The organism is Bacillus sp. SLBN-46 (assembly GCF_031453555.1).
Taxonomy (GTDB): Bacteria; Bacillota; Bacilli; order Bacillales; family Cytobacillaceae; genus Neobacillus.
The window spans coordinates 583,878-606,394 of record NZ_JAVIZM010000001.1 but is presented as its reverse complement, the minus strand read 5'-3'; the positions used below and the strand labels follow the sequence as shown (position 1 = coordinate 606,394).

The 22,517-nt window shown below is 44.3% G+C and carries 21 protein-coding genes; 1 reads left to right on the top strand and 20 read right to left on the bottom strand.

What is annotated here, in order from left to right; translation table 11 throughout:
• Positions 1-67: 67 nt before the first annotated feature.
• The 11 genes from QFZ87_RS03090 to QFZ87_RS03040 form a co-directional block, all read right to left on the bottom strand.
• On the bottom strand, positions 68-535 hold the full coding sequence (locus QFZ87_RS03090; protein WP_309857546.1) for a GNAT family N-acetyltransferase: 468 nt from the start codon (positions 533-535) through the stop codon (positions 68-70).
• Positions 536-630: 95 nt separating this feature from the next.
• Complete coding sequence (locus QFZ87_RS03085; RefSeq protein ID WP_309857543.1) at positions 631-1,221, bottom strand: hypothetical protein; 591 nt, start codon at positions 1,219-1,221, stop codon at positions 631-633.
• 84 nt (positions 1,222-1,305) lie between these two features.
• Entirely contained in the window at positions 1,306-1,674 is a 369-nt protein-coding gene (locus tag QFZ87_RS03080; protein WP_309857540.1) for a FixH family protein, read from the bottom strand.
• Between the two features lie 138 nt (positions 1,675-1,812).
• Entirely contained in the window at positions 1,813-2,430 is a 618-nt protein-coding gene (locus tag QFZ87_RS03075; RefSeq protein ID WP_308081801.1) for a thymidine kinase, read from the bottom strand.
• Between the two features lie 221 nt (positions 2,431-2,651).
• Positions 2,652-2,864 (bottom strand): 50S ribosomal protein L31, encoded by a 213-nt coding sequence (gene rpmE / locus QFZ87_RS03070; RefSeq protein WP_308081800.1) that lies wholly within the window; start codon positions 2,862-2,864, stop codon positions 2,652-2,654.
• 204 nt (positions 2,865-3,068) lie between these two features.
• The gene (gene rho, locus QFZ87_RS03065) at positions 3,069-4,334 is read right to left on the bottom strand and encodes a transcription termination factor Rho (RefSeq protein WP_309857536.1); all 1,266 of its coding nucleotides are present in this window, start codon (positions 4,332-4,334) and stop codon (positions 3,069-3,071) included.
• A gap of 260 nt (positions 4,335-4,594) precedes the next feature.
• Positions 4,595-5,557 (bottom strand): class II fructose-bisphosphatase, encoded by a 963-nt coding sequence (glpX, locus tag QFZ87_RS03060; protein ID WP_309857532.1) that lies wholly within the window; start codon positions 5,555-5,557, stop codon positions 4,595-4,597.
• A gap of 87 nt (positions 5,558-5,644) precedes the next feature.
• The gene (locus tag QFZ87_RS03055) at positions 5,645-6,931 is read right to left on the bottom strand and encodes a UDP-N-acetylglucosamine 1-carboxyvinyltransferase (RefSeq protein WP_309857529.1); all 1,287 of its coding nucleotides are present in this window, start codon (positions 6,929-6,931) and stop codon (positions 5,645-5,647) included.
• 273 nt (positions 6,932-7,204) lie between these two features.
• Entirely contained in the window at positions 7,205-7,855 is a 651-nt protein-coding gene (fsa, locus tag QFZ87_RS03050; protein ID WP_309857526.1) for a fructose-6-phosphate aldolase, read from the bottom strand.
• Between the two features lie 133 nt (positions 7,856-7,988).
• Complete coding sequence (locus QFZ87_RS03045) at positions 7,989-8,846, bottom strand: class II fructose-bisphosphate aldolase (RefSeq protein WP_309857523.1); 858 nt, start codon at positions 8,844-8,846, stop codon at positions 7,989-7,991.
• Positions 8,847-9,133: 287 nt separating this feature from the next.
• Positions 9,134-9,505, bottom strand: coding sequence for a response regulator (locus QFZ87_RS03040; protein WP_309857520.1), 372 nt, complete (start codon positions 9,503-9,505; stop codon positions 9,134-9,136).
• A gap of 192 nt (positions 9,506-9,697) precedes the next feature.
• On the opposite strand from QFZ87_RS03040, the gene QFZ87_RS03035 reads away from it, so the two are divergent.
• Positions 9,698-10,231 carry a DUF2529 domain-containing protein gene (locus tag QFZ87_RS03035; RefSeq protein ID WP_309867611.1) on the top strand — a complete coding sequence of 178 codons (534 nt, stop codon included), beginning with the start codon at positions 9,698-9,700 and terminating at the stop codon, positions 10,229-10,231.
• A gap of 225 nt (positions 10,232-10,456) precedes the next feature.
• Here the strand turns inward: QFZ87_RS03035 and QFZ87_RS03030 are convergent, their stop codons facing one another.
• The 9 genes from QFZ87_RS03030 to QFZ87_RS02990 form a co-directional block, all read right to left on the bottom strand.
• Entirely contained in the window at positions 10,457-12,052 is a 1,596-nt protein-coding gene (locus QFZ87_RS03030) for a CTP synthase (RefSeq protein ID WP_309857517.1), read from the bottom strand.
• A gap of 295 nt (positions 12,053-12,347) precedes the next feature.
• Complete coding sequence (gene rpoE, locus QFZ87_RS03025) at positions 12,348-12,914, bottom strand: DNA-directed RNA polymerase subunit delta (RefSeq protein WP_309857514.1); 567 nt, start codon at positions 12,912-12,914, stop codon at positions 12,348-12,350.
• Between the two features lie 123 nt (positions 12,915-13,037).
• The gene (locus QFZ87_RS03020; RefSeq protein ID WP_309857511.1) at positions 13,038-13,235 is read right to left on the bottom strand and encodes a hypothetical protein; all 198 of its coding nucleotides are present in this window, start codon (positions 13,233-13,235) and stop codon (positions 13,038-13,040) included.
• Between the two features lie 321 nt (positions 13,236-13,556).
• Entirely contained in the window at positions 13,557-16,805 is a 3,249-nt protein-coding gene (gene icmF / locus QFZ87_RS03015) for a fused isobutyryl-CoA mutase/GTPase IcmF (protein WP_309857508.1), read from the bottom strand.
• A 32-nt stretch (positions 16,806-16,837) separates the two neighbouring features.
• Complete coding sequence (locus tag QFZ87_RS03010) at positions 16,838-17,509, bottom strand: TetR/AcrR family transcriptional regulator (RefSeq protein ID WP_309857505.1); 672 nt, start codon at positions 17,507-17,509, stop codon at positions 16,838-16,840.
• Between the two features lie 11 nt (positions 17,510-17,520).
• A complete protein-coding gene (locus QFZ87_RS03005) occupies positions 17,521-18,660 on the bottom strand; it encodes an acyl-CoA dehydrogenase (protein WP_309857502.1) in 1,140 nt (379 codons plus the stop codon).
• A gap of 202 nt (positions 18,661-18,862) precedes the next feature.
• On the bottom strand, positions 18,863-19,993 hold the full coding sequence (locus QFZ87_RS03000; protein ID WP_309857499.1) for an acyl-CoA dehydrogenase: 1,131 nt from the start codon (positions 19,991-19,993) through the stop codon (positions 18,863-18,865).
• A gap of 112 nt (positions 19,994-20,105) precedes the next feature.
• Complete coding sequence (locus QFZ87_RS02995) at positions 20,106-20,957, bottom strand: 3-hydroxybutyryl-CoA dehydrogenase (protein ID WP_309857496.1); 852 nt, start codon at positions 20,955-20,957, stop codon at positions 20,106-20,108.
• 86 nt (positions 20,958-21,043) lie between these two features.
• On the bottom strand, positions 21,044-22,231 hold the full coding sequence (locus tag QFZ87_RS02990) for an acetyl-CoA C-acetyltransferase (protein ID WP_309857493.1): 1,188 nt from the start codon (positions 22,229-22,231) through the stop codon (positions 21,044-21,046).
• Between the last annotated feature and the right edge of the window lie 286 nt (positions 22,232-22,517).

The following is a 22,517-nucleotide window of genomic DNA, read 5'->3' as shown; positions in this document are numbered from 1 at the left end:
TTTCAGCATGCGCTTCACTAACCTGGCCTGTTGATTTCCGCTCCAATAACAGGTTGCCAAAATTCACCTATAGATAATAACTCATGACGATTAGTTCTCCCTTTGGTCCCATCCTACGTACCCCTTCATCGATAAATCCGCATTTCTTATATAAACCTTGTGCCGCTTCATTTTTCAGATTCACCGCTAATACAAGCTCATTGATTTCACTAAAGTGTTCCTTCACAAAGCCAGGTAATAGCTTGAGTACCTTTGTGGCGTAGCCTTTTCCAAGGTGGCGGGAATCGGTTGAAAAGGCTCTAATTAATATCGCATTCTTATTATCAGAGTATGGTTTCACACCCTCATTTTTATGTAAATCAAAATACGTAACCAGTTGTTTTTCATCCATAGCTAAGATGGAATAGCGGTCCACATCCTCTTGGGAAAGCTCAATACAATCTAAGGGCTTCCCTGTAAAACGCAATTGATCCTCTGTTATTTGATATTGTTCGATATCCTGTTTAAATCTCTCATTATAAAAATAGAGCTGCATTCAAAAAATCCCCTCTCCAAAGGAACGTTTGTTCTAATTTTATCAATTATAGGAAAAAAATTCAAATAAAAAACATGCCCTGAAGTCAGAGCATGTTATCTTCGGTCTTCTTTTACACGAACTTCGATATTGTAGCGCGGTAGCGCTTGTACAAGTTTGCGGTGGAGACGTGCTTGCGCATCCATTCTTTCTTTATCAGAAAGCATGCCTTTTTTATAAACAGACACCCACATACGGTCCCCATTAATCCAAACAGAATCAGTGACAAACTCATTTGTCTTTGAAATCACTTGTTTGGCCTTGTAAGTGTCATTACCCGTATTTTTACCGCCACCAGCTTCCGAGCCACTCCCCGTTCTCTTAAGGTCAAGGAAATTTGGATTTTGGTTCGTGATATCATCTTCCACTAAATGCCGCTTATTTTTGCCGCGGTCAGACAGATTGTCAGGGTGATTTTTATCGTTGCTGCTGTTGCTCATATTATCCACGATGTCCCTATTTTTAGGCGTCGCCGTATCATCAATCGTATCCAGATCATCCGCATTGTTACGGGTGCTGGACATAAAATTTGGTGCTGAGCGGTCTTTCTTCAAATCATAGGCCTCTTCATTTGCCCCGCGGTTACTTTGACATCCACTTAATAAAAATAACGTTATGACGGAAAGAAACATCCACTTTTTCAGCATCTTACACCTCCCATTACTACTATCATGCCCGTCTAGAAGGTGAAGTTACGTTGTGAATTCCTTCCAAAGATTTACCTACTTTGCTTAGTTAGAAACAATGGAGAATCTCTTTTCTCCCGTCCACTTTTTACCGTTATCATCGATTTGGACGGTGGCTGTATAGTCGCCTTCCATTTCGAAGGTAGCCACTCCCGTATACACACCGTTCGATGTTTCTTTCATATCCTTCATGGAAATATCTCCATGACTCATCATGTGCATATTTATATCTGCACGAACCTTCGCACCAGTTACCGGCTTCCCCTCACTGTCCAGGACTTTAATTTGAATGGTAGAAGGCTGTTCAGGTGTAAACGATTTAGGGGTCAGGAGATCTATTTGAAAATCATTTGAGCTGCATCCCGACATTAAAACCAATAAGAAATAAACGAACAAAAAAGCAAATTTTTTCATCCTACCACTTCCTTTCTGATGAAAAATCTCGTTACTATACTATCCCCAACTTAACGCAAAAAAGAGCCAGGACCTCATCCTGAACTCTTTTTTGGGGACAGTCCCCCAGTGCTTTAAAGCAGCGGGGGACTGTCCCCACTAGTTTGTTGCTTCTTCTTGTAATACCGACCGATAAGAAGCTGTTTTTGGTACTTCGTGATGGTGACGGCAGCGTGGCTCGTATGCCTCGGAAGCGCCAACCAAGATTACCGGGTCATGGTATGATGCCGGACGTCCGTCAATCAAGCGCTGTGTGCGGCTAGATGGTGAACCACAAACCGTGCATACAGCCTGAAGCTTTGTTACTGTCTCGGCAATCGCCATTAACGCAGGCATTTGTGCGAACGGTTCGCCACGGAAATCCATATCAAGACCAGCACAAACGACGCGGTGCCCGCTATCTGCTAGCTGCTGAACTACCCGGACAATGCCTTCGTCAAAAAACTGCACTTCATCAATCGCAATAATGTCCATATCTGCTTCTACATGATGAAGAATCTCTATAGAATGGGAAATTGGCTTCGCATGAAAAGAAGAGCCATTATGGGAGACTACAGATTGTTCACTGTAGCGATTATCAATTTTTGGCTTAAACACAGCGATTTTTTGCTTCGCAAATTGAGCCCGTCTCACACGACGAATCAATTCCTCTGACTTTCCAGAAAACATACTGCCGCAGATAACCTCAACCCATCCGGTTTGCTTCATTAAATACATAAACGGCATCTCCTTCCTATAAAAACGAAACCTTTTTTAACGATACTTGTCCAACTTTCCTATGTATCGCCGATCTATATTAAACAGTACTCTGTTACCTTCTTATTAGTATCACTTTACCCTATATCGACCGAACTAACCAGTCCGTCGGAAAGTGAATTTTCCTATTTTTTTCAATAAAAAACAGGCAAGCCGACTTTCTTCTTGCCTGTTTTGAGCGATTATTGTTGCTGTTGCTTAAGGCCGTATTTTTTGTTGAAACGGTCAACACGTCCGCCAGCTTCAGCGAATTTTTGACGACCAGTATAGAATGGATGACATTCTGAACATGTTTCAACACGGATCTCATTTTTTACAGAACCAGTTTCGAATGTGTTACCACATGCGCAAGTCACCGATACTGTTTTATAATTTGGATGAATTCCTGCTTTCATTCTTTTCATCTCCTTCCGCCCTGAATCTTTCGAAACAGAGTTATATAAGGTGCTTGTCTTTCAACAGGCACTGAATTACTAAAAACACACTGCACCCATTATAACAAGGGTACCCTTTTTTTGCAAGTTGGGATTTGCTGGTTTCTTTTTGAAAAAGGAACTATCAGCGGTTTCCCAATATGGCTTGTCCAGGGCGTGATTGGACTACGACCGTCTTGTTTTTAGCTCTTCCCCAAGTTGGGCGAAAAATTCTTCGTTGGACTTTGTTTGGCGTAGTTTTTTCAGGAAACGCTCGGCAAAGTCTGATGAATCAGACATGGATTTTCTAATTGCCCATAGTTTATCTAAATGATCTTTTGGAATCAGTAATTCTTCCTTACGCGTTCCAGAACGACGGATATCAAGAGCAGGGAAAATACGGCGTTCAGCTAGACTGCGGTCAAGGTGAAGCTCCATGTTACCTGTTCCTTTAAACTCTTCATAAATGACATCGTCCATACGTGAACCTGTTTCCACAAGAGCCGTAGCAAGAATCGTCAAGCTTCCGCCCTCTTCAATGTTACGAGCCGCACCAAAGAAACGCTTTGGACGGTGGAACGCCGCAGGGTCAATACCACCAGAAAGCGTACGTCCGCTTGGCGGAATGACCAAGTTGTATGCACGAGCCAGACGTGTAATGCTATCCATTAAGATAACCACATCGCGCTTATGTTCCACTAAACGCATCGCACGGTCAAGCACGAGCTCGGCCACTTTAATATGGTTTTCAGGCACTTCGTCAAACGTCGAGCTGACGACATCTCCCGCAACCGAACGTTCAATGTCGGTTACCTCTTCTGGACGCTCATCGATTAACAAAACAATCAGTTCAACATCCGGATGATTTGTCGTAACGCTGTTGGCGATTTCTTTTAACAGCATCGTTTTACCAGCCTTAGGCGGAGCAACGATTAATCCCCTTTGACCGAAACCGACAGGTGCCACGACATCCATGATTCTTGTAGAAAGATACTTTGGAGTTGTTTCGAGCTTCATTTGTCTATCTGGATAAAGAGGTGTTAATGCAGGGAAGTAGACTCGTTCCTTCGCAGATTCTGGGTCTTCTCCGTTCACCGCTTCTACATGCAGCAAGCCGTAGTAACGTTCATTTTCTTTCGGAGGACGAACCTTACCAGAGACCTTGTCCCCATTACGCAGGTCAAAACGGCGAATTTGGGATGCTGAAATATAAATATCCTCTGAGCTTGGTGAATAATTAATCGGGCGTAAGAATCCGAATCCTTCTGATTGGATAATTTCGAGAACGCCTTCCATGAAAAAATACCCCTGTTGTTCTGCACGAGATTTCAGGATGGCAAAGATTAATTCTTTTTTTGTTAATTTGCTGTAGTAAGTTACTTTAAATTCGCGAGCAAGCTCGTAAAGTTCCTTCAGCTTCATATTTTCTAAACTTGAAATTGTTAAGTCCATTAGTACACCACACTTTTGAATTTTTCCATCAAATCCGCTTCTTTTCCATAGCGGGAGATCTTCCTGTTAGATAGTATTGAGATTAGAGGAATTGATGATTGAAGTAGAATGGAAATGAATAGAATTGCAGAAATTAAAGATAATAAAAACAATTACTATTTTACCCTGTGAATAAAAAATTAATCAACTAAATTTTTTGTTAGAAATATAAGGGTGCCTGACACCAAGTCGAATTGGTGCCTGACACCCGTGCATTTTCATTATTTAATAACTAGATTTGGTTTCTTTTTCAAGCTGTGACGACCTTCGATGAAGCGGACTGTGCCTGATTTTGCACGCATGACGACAGAGTGTGTAGAGCCGTATGAGCCTTTGAATTGAACGCCGCGCAGTAATTCTCCGTCCGTAACACCGGTTGCTGCAAAAATAGCATCGTCACCCTTAACAAGGTCTTCCATACGAAGAACACGGTTCACATCTAATCCCATTTTGATACAGCGCTCAAGCTCGGCATCATTTTGAGGCAATAGCCTACCCATGATTTCACCGCCAAGACATTTCAAGGCTACCGCTGCAATAACACCCTCAGGCGCACCACCGGAACCAAACAAAATATCTACACCCGTATTATCAAACGCCGTATTAATGGCACCTGCGACATCACCATCATTGATCAACTTGATCCTCGCACCTGCTTCACGAAGCTGGGCAATAATATGTTCATGACGTGGACGGTTTAAAACCGTTGCAACTACGTCCTCAATATCCTTGTTTTTCGCTTTTGCTACAGCCTTTAGGTTATCTAAGACAGAAGCATTAATGTCAACCAGGCCAACAGCTTCAGGACCGACAGCGATTTTTTCCATGTACATATCTGGGGCATGAAGAAGGTTGCCATTGTCAGCTACTGCTAAAACCGCAAGAGCATTCCAGCCGCCTGACGCTAAAATATTCGTTCCTTCAAGCGGGTCAACAGCGACATCTACACGTGGACCATAGCCTGTACCAAGCTTTTCCCCGATATAAAGCATTGGAGCTTCATCCATTTCCCCTTCACCAATTACAACGGTACCTTTCATTGGAACCGTGTCAAAAACATCACGCATGGCTGTTGTCGCTGCACCATCTGCCTCGTCTTTTTTACCTCGGCCCATCCAACGTGCTGATGCCAGGGCAGCTCCCTCTGTAACGCGGACAAGCTCCATCGTTAAACTTCTTTCCATCGATTCCCATCTCCCATGTTTTCGTTTGTTTTATCTCTGAAGGTTACTCTCTCAAACGGTCACGATATTACACGCCGCTTCCGCCTTTTATGTGTTTTTCAGTTGCTCGACTTCTTCTTTCGTTAACGCTTCACGCCATACGGTCGCACCAAGCCCGTTTAATTTTTCAACCAGATTGCTGTAACCCCGGTCAATATGCTCGAGTCCAGTCACTTCCGTAATCCCTTCAGCTAAAAGGCCGGCGATGACAAGTGCCGCTCCTGCACGGAGGTCACTGGCCTTCACTTTCGCTCCTTGAAGCTGAATAGGGCCATTAATGATTGCGGAGCGCCCTTCCACCTTAATATTGGCGTTCATTCTTCTTAGTTCATCAATATGCTTAAATCGTGCACCGTATATGGTATCGGTCACGACGCTAGAACCTGTGGCTTTTGTTAAAAGAGTCGTAAATGGCTGTTGCAAATCGGTTGGGAATCCAGGATACACGAGTGTCTTAATATCAACCGCCTTCAGGTTACTTCCTCCACCGACATACACTTGGTCATCGCTAGATTCTATGTGTACACCCATTTCGCGAAGCTTAGCAATCAGTGATTCTAAATGTTGTGGAATCACATTATCAATAACCACACCCTCGCCAACTGCTGCCCCAAGAATCATATACGTGCCAGCTTCAATCCGGTCCGGAATAATCGTATGACGGCAACCGTGTAAGGTGTCCACCCCATCGATGCGGATGACGTCAGTTCCAGCACCTTTTATTTTTGCACCCATATTTGTTAAAAGCGTAGCTACATCAATGATTTCCGGCTCTTTCGCGGCATTCTCAATGATTGTCCGTCCCTTAGCTCGTACCGCAGCCAACATAATATTGATTGTCGCCCCCACACTGACCACGTCTAAATAGATGCGGGCACCGCGAAGCTCATCGGCGCGAAGATAAATCGCCCCTTGCTCGTTGGTAATTTGTGCCCCTAAAGCCTCAAATCCTTTAATATGTTGATCAATAGGTCTTGGACCTAGATGGCAGCCGCCTGGCAGTCCAATAACCGCCTTTTTGAAGCGTCCGAGCATGGCCCCCATTAAATAATAGGATGCACGAAGCATTTTCACCTTGCCGTTTGGCAGTGGCATCGAAATCATCTTTGATGGGTCGACCGTCATTTCATCCTCGCTGATTTGAACCTTCCCGCCGATTTCCTCAAGCAGATCCTTCAAAATCTCCACGTCCGAAATATCTGGCAATCCTTCAATTGTTACAGGTGATTCAGCTAAGATCGTTGCAGGAATTAATGCCACCGCACTATTTTTTGCTCCACTGATTCGAACTGTCCCTTTTAACGGATACCCGCCCGCAATTTTAAGTTTTTCCATTTTTGACTCCCTTCTAAGCCCTATGTATCACAAGAATGGTCCAGTGATGATGGCCGGTATACGTTGTGTGAAAATTCCCTCATAAGAATGCGCTTACCTTTTGGGGTATAAGTATCTTCACCTTACGTACCATCCTACCAGGCTTTAGGTATATTTTTCCAACATTAAAAGCCAAATTCCGACAGCTTGTCTATCCTTTAGTTTACACGAAAATCCTATTTTCATGTATGCATATTAAAAAAATTTGCTCAAAAATGGAAAAACTGCGGTAAATTAGGCTTCCGTACGTGAATTCCAGTCTTTTAGAAAAGCTTCAATTCCTTTATCTGTTAGAGGATGTTTTGTTAAGCCCATTAATACATTGTAAGGAATGGTCGCAATATGCGCGCCTCGTAACGCAGCTTCTGTCACATGAATAGGATTACGAATCGAAGCAGCAATAATTTCTGATTCAATACCATGAACGGCAAAAATTTCTGCAATGGTAGAGATTAAATCTAAACCGTTTTGACCGATATCATCTAATCTTCCTAAGAACGGGGATACATATGTTGCACCTGCACGCGCTGCAAGCAATGCCTGATTTGCATTAAAGATGAGGGTAACGTTCGTTTTGATTCCTTCTTTTGTAAAAGCATTGACCGCTTTTAAGCCATCAGGAGTCATCGGAACTTTAACAGTAATATTTGGAGCAATAGCAGCTAATTCTTTTCCTTCTCTAATCATGCCTTCTGCATCAAGTGCAATGACTTCTGCACTCACAGAGCCAGGAACAAGAGCGGTGATTTCACGTAAACGGTCGTGGAAGGAAACGCCTTTTTCTTTGGCCACAAGGGATGGATTTGTTGTTACTCCTGCTAATAATCCAAGTTCATGTGCTTCACGGATTTCTTCTAAGTTCGCAGTATCGATAAAAAATTTCATGGTATAACCTCCAATTTTTCGACTAAATTTTCAGTTTTCACTTAACACACTGAAACCGCCCTCATAGGAAGGGCGGTTTAATTTTATCATAGTTGAGCAACCAACAAAAAGTGCCAAAAAGCGCCTTTTTTTATTACGCTCTGCCTGAAGAACCGAATTCGCGCATTTTGCCGATTACAGTTTCTTTAATTGCATCGCGAGCTGGTCCTAAATATTTACGTGGATCGTATTCATTTGGTTTCGCAGCAAGTGTTTCACGAACCACTCTCGCAGATTCGATTTGGTTTTCAGTGTTCACGTTGATTTTAGCTGTTCCTAAAGAAACTGAACGTTGGATATCCTTTGTTGGGATTCCAGTTCCACCGTGAAGTACTAATGGAAGACCAGTAATCTTACCGATTTCCTCCATTTCAGCAAAACCAAGGTTTGGTTCGCCTTTGTAAGGACCGTGTACAGAACCTAATGCAGGAGCTAGGCAGTCAATACCTGTGCGCTTAACAAGTTCTTCACACTCTTTTGGATCAGCGTAAATAACGCCTTCTGCTACCACATCGTCTTCCTGTCCGCCAACTGTTCCTAATTCAGCTTCCACAGAAACACCTTTAGAATGTGCATACTCAACTACTTTAGTTGTAATTTCGATGTTTTCTTCAAATGGGTGGTGTGATGCATCGATCATAACTGATGTAAAGCCAGCATCGATTGCTTCTTTACATTTATCAAAGCTTGAACCGTGGTCAAGGTGAATAGCCACTGGTACAGTGATTTTTAAATCTTCCATTAAGCCTTCAACCATTTTTACAACAGTTTTGAAGCCTGACATATAACGTGCTGCACCTTCAGATACACCAAGGATAACTGGTGATTTTTCTGCTTCTGCAGCTTGAAGAATAGCTTGTGTGAATTCTAGGTTATTTAGGTTAAATTGCCCAACTGCGTAGCCTTCTGCTTTCGCTTTGTTAAGCATTTCTTTCATTGAAACTAAAGGCATTTCTTTTCCTCCTTAAATTAGGTTGAACTCCATTTCGAAAGACTGCTTTCCATATTAAAGGTTTCCCTCTCATAAGGTGTTTATGTATTCTTCGAAAAATGATGTTCATCCTGTTAAGATTCATATGTATCATATCAAAAGAAATTGAGAAATGCTATTAAACAACCACCAGTTTTGTAAACTGTCATAATGAAAGCGCACCCAAGCCACAGCAAACGTTTTCACCACGTTAATAGGTTATTTTTTTATAAAAAAAGGCAACCTGTCGATGCCTCATTTTGAAATGTTTAGTTCGTTTTTTGCGGGATATGTTTGCGAACCGCCGCACGGATATCGTCAATATCAAACGGTTTTGCGAAATGTGTAATTGCACCAAGATCCTTGGCCTCTTGAATCATATCCAATTCACCATAGGCGGTCATGATAATCACGCGAATCTCTGGATCAATTACTTTCATTCGTTTTAAAATTTCAATTCCGTCCATTCCTGGGATTTTCATATCAAGAAGAACAAGATCCGGAGCATGCTTAGTGACGATGTCCAATGCCTGAACGCCGTTTGCTGCTTGAAATGTCTGGTACCCTTCCTTTTGGAACACCTCATTTAGCAAAATTCGAATGCCAAATTGGTCGTCTACAATTAAAATTTTCTCTTTCATACCTTCCACCTCTTCCTTGGTTATTTTATTTTGATTCATTTATCTATACATATCCTTATACCTATTCGACAGAGGTTATCATTTTCCTTCTTGTATTTTGCTAGCTGGGCATTGATTTTTGTGGTAATTTTTTCCTAATTTTACATTATGGTAAAAAAGTCTATAATAGGAGGCGTGATAAGGAGGGTTACTATGTTAAAAATGTTTACTACCCAATTAACAGGCTTGTTCAAGCGGATCGAGGAAAAAGAAGAATTTGCGTTCGAGGATGGTGCCAGATTGCTGGCCCAAGCACCTGTTGGCGATGGGTCTATATATATTTTTGGTGGGGCTGAAATGAAGGCCGTAGAATTTGAAGCGTTAGAAGGCGCGGAGCCGCTTAAGAATGCGAAGGCGTTATCGCTTGAGCAAGTGGACGAGCTAAGCGATGCGGACCGCGTCATCTTGTTTAGCCGCACTTCCATGGATGAAGCCGCGGTTGCGGTTGCTGTGGCTTTGCAGGAAAAAGGCATCCCCTTTGTAGCTGTTTCTACGGTTATGGAGGAAGTTGGTACAGGCGATTTAGCAAGTTTAGCAGATGTACATATTGATTTACGGTTAAAAAAGGGCTTGTTGCCGGATGATTTAGGTAATCGCTTCGGTTATCCGTCGTCGATGGCAGCCTTGTACGTCTATTTTGGGTTAAAATTTACGATTGATGAGATTTTAGCGGAATATTTTGAGTAAACGGCCTTGTTTGGGGCCGTTTTTTTGTTGGTGTTTTTATGTTTGGCTCATCTTTGGGTTCGATTGGCTCATTTTCACTCAGGATTGGCTCATTTTCGGCCTGTATTGGCTTATTTTTCCCCATGATTGGCTCATTTTTTAGTAACATTGGATATTTTTCCAATCCCAACCAAAAACACCACACAAAAAGGCCAGTCCCCCCAAAAGGAAACTGGCCCTACATAATTATTTTTGCAAAGAAGCTTTAATAAAGTCACGGAACAACGGCTGCGGGCGCGTTGGTCTGGACACAAACTCTGGATGGAACTGAGAAGCCACAAACCATGGGTGGTCTGCCAGCTCGATAATCTCCACTAAACGGCCATCAGGGCTAGTACCTGAGAAAATAAAGCCTTGTGCTTCCATTTCTTGACGGTAATGATTGTTAAATTCATAACGGTGGCGGTGACGCTCGTAAACAACCTCATCCTCATATGCCTCGAACGCTTTCGTGCCTTCCACCAAACGGCAAGGATACAGACCTAATCGCAATGTACCGCCTAAATCCTCTACATCCTTTTGTTCTGGTAGTAAATCAATAATTGGATGAGCTGTTTCCGGAACAAACTCAGCAGAATGTGCATCACTGTAACCAAGAACGTTACGTGCAAATTCAATTGTAGCCAGCTGCATGCCTAAGCAAATACCAAGGAATGGCTTCTTCTGCTCACGGGCATAGCGAGTCGCTTCAATTTTCCCTTCCACGCCACGGTCACCGAATCCACCTGGAACGAGTACGCCATCCACATCAGCCAATAGCTCAGCCACATTCTCACGAGTTACATGCTCTGCATTGATCCATTTAATTTCTACATCTGAATCAAACGCATATCCGGCATGCTTCATCGCTTCAACAACGGAAATATACGCATCCTGGAGCTCAACATATTTTCCGACAAGACCAATACGAGTCTTGTTGGAAAGGTTAAGCACGCGGTCAACAAGCTGTTTCCACTCGGTCATTTCCGCTTCCTTCGTCTGAAGCTTCAAATGGTCACACACAATTTGATCCATGTTTTGCTCTTGAAGGGCAAGCGGAATGGAATAAAGTGTGTCTGCATCCTGACATTCAATAACAGCCTTTGCGTCAATATCACAGAATAAGGCAATCTTATCTTTCATGTCCTGTGAAACAGGCATTTCCGTACGAACAACAATAATATTTGGCTGGATTCCCAAGCTGCGAAGCTCTTTTACACTGTGCTGTGTTGGCTTCGTCTTCATCTCACCCGCCGCTTTTATGTACGGAATTAGGGTACAGTGAATGTACATAACATTGTCACTGCCGATGTCACTCTTCATCTGACGAATCGCTTCAAGGAATGGCAAGGATTCAATGTCACCAACCGTACCGCCGATTTCAGTAATGACCACATCGGCATTTGTTTCATTACCGGCACGCAGGCAGCGCTCTTTAATTTCATTCGTAATGTGCGGAATAACCTGAACCGTCGCACCTAAATAGTCACCGCGGCGTTCTTTACGTAAAACTGTTGAATAGATTTTTCCTGTTGTCACATTGCTGTACTTGTTTAGGTTGATGTCAATGAAGCGCTCATAGTGGCCAAGATCTAGATCCGTTTCCGCGCCGTCACCTGTAACGAATACTTCACCGTGCTGGTAAGGACTCATCGTTCCAGGGTCCACGTTAATATACGGGTCAAATTTTTGGATGGTCACATTCAAGCCCCGATTTTTCAGTAAGCGCCCTAAAGAAGCAGCGGTAATTCCCTTTCCGAGTGATGACACCACACCACCGGTTACAAAAATATACTTTGTCATTAAAAATTCCCCCTTATTTACAGTTTGACCATTATTCAGTCTGTTTAGGATTTTTCATAAAAAATATTTTGCCTGCTGAATGAATCCGTCATCCATCGAGGCCGTCGGGTTCGTCAATCGTCACGAATTACTTACCAATCCTATAGACTAAAAAACGAAAAAACTCCATATTACGGGAGTTTTTAAAAAATAAAAAGCGCCCCACTAGGGAGCGCATATAAGTAAAGATTGATTTGTCCTTTTTTAAGGAGCCCAAAAAAGATAATACAAGGGCGAGAAAAAAAAGTCAAGCTGTTTACAAGTCTTCGTCTTCTTCCTCTTCAAAAACTTCTTCTTCCTCATCAAGGTCTTCATCTAAGTCTTCATCTTCATCAAGTTCGAATTCGTCCTCTTCAATGACGTCTTCATCAAGATCCAAATCTTCATCTTCATCAATGTCTAGATCGTCGTCTTCATCAAGAAGATCGTCCTCATCAGCGAAATCGTCGAGTTCATCATATTCTTCCTCATCGATTTCATCGAAATCTTCAATTTCGTCTTCTTCAACAACCTTCTTCGCTTTCTTCTTCTTCGGTTTAACCACAGTAACAACTTCTTCTTCCGCTGTATCAACCGGATACCATACGCGAAGTCCCCAACGATTTTCTCCTAATGAGAGGAAGCGGCCATCGATATTCATGTCCGTATAAAACTGTGCAAGTCTTGAGCGAATTTCCTCTTGAGACATACCTACAGCATTTGTAATTTCATTAATTAATTCATTGAAAGCGATTGGTTGCTTGCTATTTTTTAAGTATTCGTGAGCCATTTCTATGAGGGATAACTCTTGTAATTCCTCTTTTGAGTATTGTGCTAAACTCAATTTTGGCACTTCCTTTCTCTATTTAACACTCTTAAATTGAGTGTAACGGGCAGATCTTATCAAAAACCATATTCTCCATTATAAACAATTTCTTCCCGTTTATGCTAGTTTCTAACTAATGTTTCACTTGATTTTTTCTTGAGTAGACTTAGGTGTGTCACCATTTTCCTGCTTTTTTAGCTTTTTGGTCTCTTTAATTGTGATCACCAAGAAGAATATTGCTAGTAAAAGAAACGAGATGGCTCCTAATTGACGCTGATAGAGATAGTTTAATGGCCAGGCAAATACAATTAAAATTAATAATATATGACTAACCTTCACCTACACTCACCTGCCAAATCTCTTAGAAGTTTTTTACACTAGTTAGATTATATAAGATAACGCTTTAATTTAACATGTTGTACCCAAAATTTTTTCCATAAAAACAAAGATTGGTGTCAGGCATCTTTGTGAACGATTCACATGGTGCCTGACACCCTACATGTACTAAATTTAAGGGTAATATTACTTTGAGAATTGTCTAGCTACAGCGCCTAGCCCCTCGGGTCAAATAACCTTCGTCAAGAAAAGTCAAAAGGCGGACTTTTCTCGCCGAAGAACATTTGCCTGTCGGGGCTGAACAAGGCGCTTCCGCTTTTCTTTTTACATATTCCGACGGTACTGTCCGCCGACTTCGTATAGTGCACGTGTGATTTGGCCGAGGCTTGCGACTTGGACGGTTTCCATTAATGCAGCAAAAATGTTGCCGCCAGAGACCGCTGCTTCTTTTAACCGCTTTAACGCCTCTGCCGTTTTGTCCGCATGCGCCTCTTGGAAGGACCGCAAATTATGAATCTGCAATTCCTTTTCCTCCGTCGTTGCCCGTGCCAACTCCATATTATTGACCTCTTCCTCTGATGGAGGATTCGGATTCAAATACGTGTTCACCCCAATAATCGGCAACTCCCCGGTATGCTTCTTCATTTCATAAAACATCGACTCATCCTGAATCTTTCCACGCTGATACTGCGTTTCCATCGAACCAAGCACACCGCCACGGTCATTCAAACGCTCAAACTCCTGCAGCACCGCTTCCTCAACCAACTCCGTCAATTCTTCCACAATAAACGAGCCCTGAAGCGGATTCTCATTCTTCGTTAAGCCGTGCTCTTTCGTAATAATCATCTGAATTGCCATCGCGCGGCGAACAGATTCCTCTGTCGGCGTCGTAATCGCCTCATCATACGCATTCGTATGAAGCGAATTACAATTATCATGCAACGCCATTAACGCCTGAAGCGTCGTGCGGATATCATTAAAATCAATTTCCTGTGCATGCAATGAACGCCCTGAAGTCTGAACATGGTACTTCAGCTTCTGGCTTCTCTCATTCGCACCATACTTATCACGCATAACAGTCGCCCAAATGCGGCGAGCCACACGGCCAATCACCGTATACTCCGGATCCAAACCATTGGAGAAGAAGAACGATAGGTTTGGAGCAAAATCATCAATCTTCATGCCGCGGCTTAAATAATATTCCACATAGGTGAATCCATTTGAAAGCGTAAACGCCAGCTGCGAAATCGGGTTCGCTCCCGCTTCGGCAATATGATAACCTGAAATCGACACCGAATAATAGTTTCGCACCTGATGGTCAATGAAATATTGCTGAATATCGCCCATCATCCGAAGTGCAAATTCCGTTGAGAAAATACACGTGTTTTGCCCTTGGTCTTCTTTTAAAATATCTGCCTGAACCGTACCGCGAACCGTCCGTAACGTATAGGCACGAACCTCTGCAAATTCCTCGACCGTTAACACACGACCAAGCTCTTCTTCCTTCCGCTTCACCTGCTGGTCGATCGCCGTATTCATAAACATCGCCAAAATAATCGGCGCCGGCCCATTGATCGTCATCGAAACGGAAGTCGATGGATGGCATAAATCAAAGCCGTCATATAGCTTTTTCATATCATCTAACGTACAAACGCTGACGCCGCTCTCGCCGACCTTGCCATAAATATCTGGGCGGTAATCCGGGTCCTCCCCGTACAACGTCACCGAGTCAAACGCCGTACTTAAGCGTTTTGCCGCATCATCCTTCGATAAATAGTGGAAACGACGGTTCGTCCGTTCCGGTGTACCTTCTCCGGCAAACTGGCGCTTCGGATCCTCTCCCTCACGCTTGAATGGAAATACTCCAGCCGTATATGGGAACGAGCCCGGTACATTTTCCTGATACACCCAGCGGAGAATTTCCCCGTAATCCTTATACCTAGGTAAAGCCACCTTCGGAATATCAAGTCCTGATAAACTCTTCGATCTTAATACCGTAATAATTTCTTTATCGCGGATCCGTGTGACAAACTGGTCGCCAGAATAAGCTTCCTTCGTTTTCTCCCACGTATCCAAAATCTTTTTCGATTCAGGCGTTAACCGCGCTTCGGTTTCCTGCTTCACCACTTCTAACGCTGCCACTACCTCCGGCTGGTCCTGAACCGCAAGAATTGCCCCTTCCAGCTGGAATAATTTCCGGGCAATACTCGCTTGCTCTTCCGCCTTCTTATGGTAGCTCCTTACTGTTTCAGAAATCTCTCTTAAATAGTAACGGCGGTCGGTTGGAATAATCACGTTCTGCTTTTCCACCACGGCACTCTTACTAAAAGAAGTCACCCAATCCGTCGCCATTTTTGCATTGATTTTTTCGACTAAAGCCGCAAACAACGCGTTCGTGCCTGGATCATTAAACTGACTGGCAATCGTCCCGTACACTGGCATTTCGGATGAGTCTTTTTCAAACAGCATATGACTGCGCTGGTACTGCTTTTGCACCTGGCGCTTCGCATCCTCTGAACCCTTGCGTTCAAACTTATTGATGACAATTAAGTCGGCAAAATCAATCATATCAATTTTCTCAAGCTGAGAAGGTGCCCCAAATTCACTCGTCATGACGTACATGGAAACATCACATATTTCCGTGATTTCCGCATCCCCCTGCCCGATTCCGCTCGTTTCCACGATTACCAGGTCAAAGCCCGCAGCTTTTGTCACCGCAACCGCATCCTTAATCGCAAGCGACAATTCATTTTTCGAACGTCTTGTTGCCAGACTTCGCATATACACATTCGGAGAGAAAATCGCATTCATACGAATCCGGTCCCCAAGCAAGGCACCGCCCGTTTTTTGTTTAGTTGGATCAACAGACAGAATCGCTACCTTTTTATCAGGAAGTTCATTGATAAAGCGGCGGATTAATTCATCCGTCAACGAACTTTTCCCAGCGCCGCCTGTTCCCGTAATCCCGACTACCGGAATCGCCTTCTCGAGCGACTTCACTTGTTCCAGTACCTGCTCGGCTGCCGCAGCCGCTTCATTCTTTTTATCGACATGAAGCTCAGCTAACGTAATCAACTTGGCAATGGCATTTACATCCCCAGTAGGAAGCTTTTCAATTTGCTCAGCCGCATCCATGTCAACCGTTGAAAAATCGCACTCCTCAATCATTCTGTCAATCATGCCCTGTAACCCAAGCAAACGACCGTCCTCTGGTGAAAAAATGCGCGCAATTCCATACGCATGAAGCTCATCAATTTCCCGAGGAATGATAACGCCGCCCCCACCGCCATAAATGCGGATATGCGGTGCACCCTTTTCCTTTAACAGGTCATACATATATTTAAAGTATTCAACGTGTCCGCCTTGATAAGAAGAAATCGCAATCCCCTGCACATCCTCTTGAATCGCCGCGTTCACAACCTCCTCCACCGAACGGTTATGCCCGAGGTGAATAACCTCCGCCCCGCTCGCCTGAAGAATTCGCCTCATAATATTAATCGAAGCATCATGCCCATCAAACAAACTCGACGCCGTCACAAAACGGATATGATGCTTAGGCTGATAAGTTCCCATCGTACTCCCCCTTTTTGAAAAATGAACTCTATTTATCGGTTGCGATTCGTTTCGTTTTCCAGACGTTTATCGGCTGATGTGACGTCGCTGCCAATCCCCGATAACAAAATCTCGGTCTGCAAATCAATGTACTCCTCGAGCGTAAATAATTTTCTAAGCGCCCAGCGGCGGAAGCCCCACATTTGCCCCTGAACAAAGATGTTATGAGCAATCAGCTCTACCTGCTTTTCCGTCAGCGTCAGTTCCCCGTTTTCCACGCAACGCGTGAGCAAATTTTCAAACATTGCCACCATTTCCATCTCTTTTTTTAACACATAGGGAAGGGCGTCCCTAGACAGGGACTTCACTTCCTGATACATCACGAGCACTTCGGCCTGCATTTCATCCATGACCTGAAAAAAGTTGGCAATCCCAAGCTTCAAGCTTTCCAATGTTCCCTTTTTCAAGGCCAGGTCTTTCTGAAGACGGTCACTAACATGATCATAAATGCTGTCACAAACTAGATAGAGAACATCCTCTTTTGTGCGAATGTATTCATAAAGCGTCCCAATGCTAAAGCCCGCTGCCTTCGCAATTTCCCTCGTCGTCGTCCGGTGAAACCCCTTCTGTTTAAAAAGTGTCACGGCTCCCTTGATCATCTGATCGCGCCGTTTCTGAACCAAGCGCTCATCCTTGACCGAAGCCTGTACTTCCCGCTTTTTCATCCTTAGCCTCCTTATTTCGTAATCATTCGTGAAATTACGAGGCGTTGAATTTCCTGTGTACCTTCGTATATTTGCGTGATCTTCGCATCACGCATGAAACGTTCTACTGGATAATCCTTTGTATAGCCGTAGCCACCAAACACCTGAACCGCTTCCGTTGTTACCTTCATCGCTGTGTCACCCGCAAATAATTTAGACATCGCGGACTCTTTTCCGTATGGAAGTCCCTTTGACTCCAACCATGCAGCTTGATAGGTTAATAGTCTTGCAGCTTCAATTCCAGTCGCCATGTCAGCCAACTTAAAGCTGATTCCCTGCTGTGCAGCGATTGGTTTACCAAATTGTTGGCGTTCCTTAGCATAGTCAACCGCTGCATCCAATGCACCTTGCGCAATTCCTACCGCTTGCGCTGCGATTCCGTTACGGCCGCCATCCAGTGTCATCATGGCAATTTTAAAGCCGTCTCCTTCATCACCTAGTCGGTTGGCAACAGGAACCTTGCAATCTTCGAAAATAATTTCCGTCGTTGGTGACGAACGAATGCCGAGTTTCTTTTCTTTTTTCCCAACAGAGAAGCCTGGGAAGTCTTTTTCGACGATAAAAGCTGTCGTACCCTTTTGTTTGCTGGATGGATCAGTTAATGCAAAAACCACATAAATATCAGCGATGCCGCCGTTAGTGATGAAAATTTTGGAGCCATTTAGAACGTAATGGTCCCCTTCTAAGCGAGCCGTTGTTCTCATGCCGCCTGCATCCGAACCGCTGCCAGGCTCTGTTAAGCCGTATGCCCCAATCTTGCTTCCTTCTGCCATCGGACGAAGATACGTTTGTTTCTGCTCTTCGCTGCCGAATTTAAAGATTGGCCAGCCAGCAAGAGACGTGTGCGCAGAAAGAGTTACCCCTGTTGACGCACAGACGCGGGAAAGTTCTTCAACTGCGATACAGTAAGCTAAATAGTCACTGCCAATTCCGCCATACTCTTCCGGCCATGGAATACCCGTTAAACCAAGCTCCGCCATTTTGTCAAAAATCTCCCGGTCAAAGCGTTCTTCCTCATCACGCTCAGCCGCAGTAGGCGCTACTTCGTTTCTAGCAAAATCACGAACCATTTTTCGGATCATTTCATGTTCTTCGGTTAACTTAAAGTTCATTTTCAGGTCCTCCTTTGGGATATCTACACGTTTTTTGGATTGAGTCTGAACATGTTAGGATTTTTTCTACACATTTTTTGTGTTTTTCTACATGATTGACTCGGATTTCTACACACTTATTGAATTTTTCTACACACTTTTTAATTTTTTCTACACGGTTTACTAGTTTTTCTACACAAATCTTGAACTTTTCTACAAATCATCATAAATACTTACTAATCACAATCCGCTGAATCTCGCTCGTTCCCTCATAGATTTCAGTTACCTTCGCATCGCGGAAGTATCTCTCCACCGGGTAATCCTCGGTATAACCGTAGCCGCCAAACACTTGGATCGCTTCGGTTGCTACTTCTACCGCTGTTCGAGTGGCAAACAACTTTGCCATCGATGCTTCCATACCGCATTTCACCCCACGGCTCCGTAAATCAGCCGCGCGATAGACTAATAGTTTCGCAGCCTCCACACTCGTCGCCATGTCAGCCAGTTTAAAGCCGATTCCTTGCTGGGCGGCGATTGGCTTGCCAAACTGTTGACGCTCCTTCGCGTAGTTCGTTGCGGCGGACAATGCGGCCTCCGCGATACCAAGTGCCTGAGTGGCGATGCCGATGCGGCCGGCCTCGAGGTTCGCCATGGCAATTTTAAAGCCTTCACTTTCGTTGCCGAGAAGATTTTCCACCGGAACACGCATATCTTCGAACGTAAGCTGTACAGTCCTCGAACCATGTAGCCCCATTTTGTGTTCATCCTTCCCGATGATCAGACCAGGGGTATTTTTTTCAACAATAAAAGCAGCAATGCCTTTGGTGCCCAACTTAGGCTCAGTGCTGGCAAATACAATATAAACGTCCGCCTCACCGCCGTTGGTTATGAATACCTTCGAGCCATTGATGACATAATGGTCACCCTTCTTAACCGCACGCGACTTCAAGCTTGCTGCATCTGAGCCAGCGCTCGGCTCGGTTAAACAAAAAGCCCCTAAGTATTCACCTGAAGCTAACTTCGGCACATACTTTTGCTTCTGTTCTTCCGTTCCGAAATAAAGAATCGGGTTCGTCCCCACCGACGTATGCACCGATAAAATCACGCCCAGTGTGGCACTTACCTTCGAAATTTCATTGATGGCAATAATATAGGAGGTGAAATCCATCTCAGCCCCGCCGTATTTTTCAGGCACTGGAATCCCCATCAAGCCAAGCTCGCCCATTTTACGGAGAATCTCTCGCGGGAACTCTCCTTTTTCCATCCTATCGACGAATGGAGTAATTTCGCTATTCGCAAAATCACGGACCATTTTTCGCATCATTTCTTGTTCTTCTGTGAATGTCAGGTTCATTTGTCTCTCCCCTTTTCGAGGTGGATTCGTTTGCCAGGGGAGATCACAGAAGTGTATGTATCGCAGTGACCCACCTGGTTTTGATCTATATGTTTAAAAATCGCGTCCGTTCCTATTCGTACGTATAGAATCCACGGCCTGTTTTCTTGCCGAGCCAGCCTGCTTTTACATATTTACGAAGCAATGGGCATGGGCGGTATTTATCGTCACCGAAGCCTTCATGGAGTGTTTCCATAATGTACAGGCAGGTATCTAACCCAATAAAGTCAGCCAAAGTTAACGGCCCCATCGGATGATTCATGCCGAGCTTCATGACCTCATCAATCGCTTCCTTCGTTGCCACACCTTCATACAACGTGTAAATCGCTTCGTTGATCATTGGCATGAGAATTCGGTTTGAAACAAAGCCAGGGAAATCATTTACTTCTACAGGCACCTTGTTTAACGTATTGGTCATGTCTTCAATCACTTGATAGACTTCATCCGCTGTTGCCAGACCGCGGATAATTTCCACCAGCTTCATCACTGGCACTGGATTCATAAAGTGCATGCCGATGACCTTTTCCGGACGCTTCGTCGCTGCAGCGATCTCTGTGATTGGCAGGGACGAGGTATTGCTCGCTAAAATGGTATGTGCCTGAGCAATTTCATCTAATTGAGCAAAGATTTTTGTTTTGATTTCCATATTTTCAACGGCTGCCTCGATGACGAGGTCTACGCCAGCAGCATCGGTTAGATCTGTCGAAACAGTAAGTCGTGCCAGCACTTCCTGCTTTTGCTCCTCAGTCATTCTGCCTTTATCGACGTTGCGGGAAAGGTTCTTATTGATGACCCCTAAGCCGCGTTCCACGAATTCAGGCTTTAAGTCATTTAACAACACGTGATATCCTGCTTGGGCACAAACTTGGGCGATTCCCGAACCCATTTGTCCCGCTCCAATTACCATTACCTTTGAAACCTTCATGTTTTCCCCTCCAGATTGGGGGCTGCTTTCGTATGCAGCCCATTTTTTTTATGAAAAAATGTCCTTCCGCCAATACCGCCCAACGCTTACCCTCTCGGTACCTCAATCATCACCGCATCTCCCTGGCCACCGCCGCTACATATAGCTGCAATTCCGATTCCGCCGCCGCGGCGCTTCAATTCGTGCATCAACGTGATGATAATTCGCGCACCGCTTGCGCCAATTGGATGCCCCAGCGCTACCGCACCGCCATTCACATTGACCTTTTCTGGATTCAGCCCGGCAATTTTCCCACTTGCCAACGCAACAGCTGCAAAGGCCTCATTGATTTCAAATAAATCAATTTCCTCCAAGCTTTTGCCCGTCTTCCTTAAAATCTCATTGATTACAAGGCCTGGTGTTTGTGGGAAATCCTTTGCTTCGACTGCGACAGCCGCATGACCAAGAATCACCGCTCCTACCTCGCGTCCTTCACGAGTCGCACGCTCCTCGCTCATCAACACGAGGGCAGCAGCTCCGTCATTCACCCCTGGTGCGTTCCCCGCCGTAATCGTCCCCGTTGAATTGAATACAGGTGTCAATTTAGCAAGACGTTCTAACGAAGTATCCTTACGCGGCCCTTCGTCAGTAGACACAACAATCGGCTCCCCTTTTCGCTGCGGCACTTCTACAGACACAATTTCTTCTGCTAACTTCCCACTCTCAATCGCCTCCAGCGCACGAACATGACTTCGTAACGCCCACTCATCCTGCGCCTCACGAGAAATCTCCATTTCCGCCGCCGTTGAATTTCCATAAGTACCCATGTGAACACCTGTAAAGCTGCAGCTCAAGCCGTCATGAATCATGAGATCCTTCACTTGTGAATCGCCCATTCTAAAGCCCCATCTTGCCTTCGGTAAAATGTATGGTGCGTTACTCATGGATTCCATTCCGCCTGCTACAATGACTTCCTCATCGCCCGCGCGAATAATTTGGTCGGCCAACGTCACACTGCGCATGCCAGACGCACACACCTTATTAATCGTTTCCGTTTTTACTTCCCATGGCAAACCTGCATGTCGGGCTGCCTGGCGTGACGGAATTTGTCCTTGGCCCCCTTGCAAAACCGTTCCGAGGATGACTTCCCCTACCTCTTCAGGCTTAACGCCGGCGCGAACCAACGCTTCCTTAACCGCGATTCCCCCAAGCTGTGAAGCCGTGAAGCTGCTTAATCCACCCCCAAGTTTTCCAAAAGGCGTTCTTACGCCGCTCAAAATAACCGTTTTCCCCATTCAAAACACTCTCCCTTTTCCCAATATTCAGTCTTATCTTTTTAAAAAATATCCCATTTTTTCCGCTGACTGAACGCTCGCTCGAAAAATTAACAAAAAATAACGCAAGCCGAATCGTTTAACAAAAAACTCACTGCCCACGTACGAAAATAAAAAAGAAAATGTAAGCGTTTTACCGTTATCTTTTATTTTACATAAAAAATAGCAAAAGTTGAAATGTTTTACACAAAATTCCTAAAATTTTGAATGAAAATCTCAACCTTTGCTATTCTAACTCATTGACAAC

Coding starts and splice junctions, on each gene's coding strand:
- QFZ87_RS03030 (WP_309857517.1), bottom strand. CDS start 12,052: ATGACAAAGTATATTTTTGTAACCGGTGGTGTGGTGTCATCACTCGGA.
- QFZ87_RS03085 (WP_309857543.1), bottom strand. CDS start 1,221: ATGCTGAAAAAGTGGATGTTTCTTTCCGTCATAACGTTATTTTTATTA.
- QFZ87_RS03005 (WP_309857502.1), bottom strand. CDS start 18,660: ATGAACTTTAAGTTAACCGAAGAACATGAAATGATCCGAAAAATGGTT.
- QFZ87_RS03035 (WP_309867611.1), top strand. CDS start 9,698: ATGTTAAAAATGTTTACTACCCAATTAACAGGCTTGTTCAAGCGGATC.
- rpmE (WP_308081800.1), bottom strand. CDS start 2,864: ATGAAAGCAGGAATTCATCCAAATTATAAAACAGTATCGGTGACTTGC.
- QFZ87_RS03040 (WP_309857520.1), bottom strand. CDS start 9,505: ATGAAAGAGAAAATTTTAATTGTAGACGACCAATTTGGCATTCGAATT.
- QFZ87_RS03080 (WP_309857540.1), bottom strand. CDS start 1,674: ATGAAAAAATTTGCTTTTTTGTTCGTTTATTTCTTATTGGTTTTAATG.
- QFZ87_RS03010 (WP_309857505.1), bottom strand. CDS start 17,509: ATGAAAAAGCGGGAAGTACAGGCTTCGGTCAAGGATGAGCGCTTGGTT.
- rho (WP_309857536.1), bottom strand. CDS start 4,334: ATGGACTTAACAATTTCAAGTTTAGAAAATATGAAGCTGAAGGAACTT.
- QFZ87_RS03045 (WP_309857523.1), bottom strand. CDS start 8,846: ATGCCTTTAGTTTCAATGAAAGAAATGCTTAACAAAGCGAAAGCAGAA.
- QFZ87_RS03075 (WP_308081801.1), bottom strand. CDS start 2,430: ATGTATTTAATGAAGCAAACCGGATGGGTTGAGGTTATCTGCGGCAGT.
- icmF (WP_309857508.1), bottom strand. CDS start 16,805: ATGGGAACTTATCAGCCTAAGCATCATATCCGTTTTGTGACGGCGTCG.
- QFZ87_RS02995 (WP_309857496.1), bottom strand. CDS start 20,957: ATGAAGGTTTCAAAGGTAATGGTAATTGGAGCGGGACAAATGGGTTCG.
- fsa (WP_309857526.1), bottom strand. CDS start 7,855: ATGAAATTTTTTATCGATACTGCGAACTTAGAAGAAATCCGTGAAGCA.
- glpX (WP_309857532.1), bottom strand. CDS start 5,557: ATGGAAAGAAGTTTAACGATGGAGCTTGTCCGCGTTACAGAGGGAGCT.
- QFZ87_RS03090 (WP_309857546.1), bottom strand. CDS start 535: ATGCAGCTCTATTTTTATAATGAGAGATTTAAACAGGATATCGAACAA.
- QFZ87_RS03000 (WP_309857499.1), bottom strand. CDS start 19,993: ATGAACCTGACATTCACAGAAGAACAAGAAATGATGCGAAAAATGGTC.
- QFZ87_RS03055 (WP_309857529.1), bottom strand. CDS start 6,931: ATGGAAAAACTTAAAATTGCGGGCGGGTATCCGTTAAAAGGGACAGTT.
- QFZ87_RS02990 (WP_309857493.1), bottom strand. CDS start 22,231: ATGGGGAAAACGGTTATTTTGAGCGGCGTAAGAACGCCTTTTGGAAAA.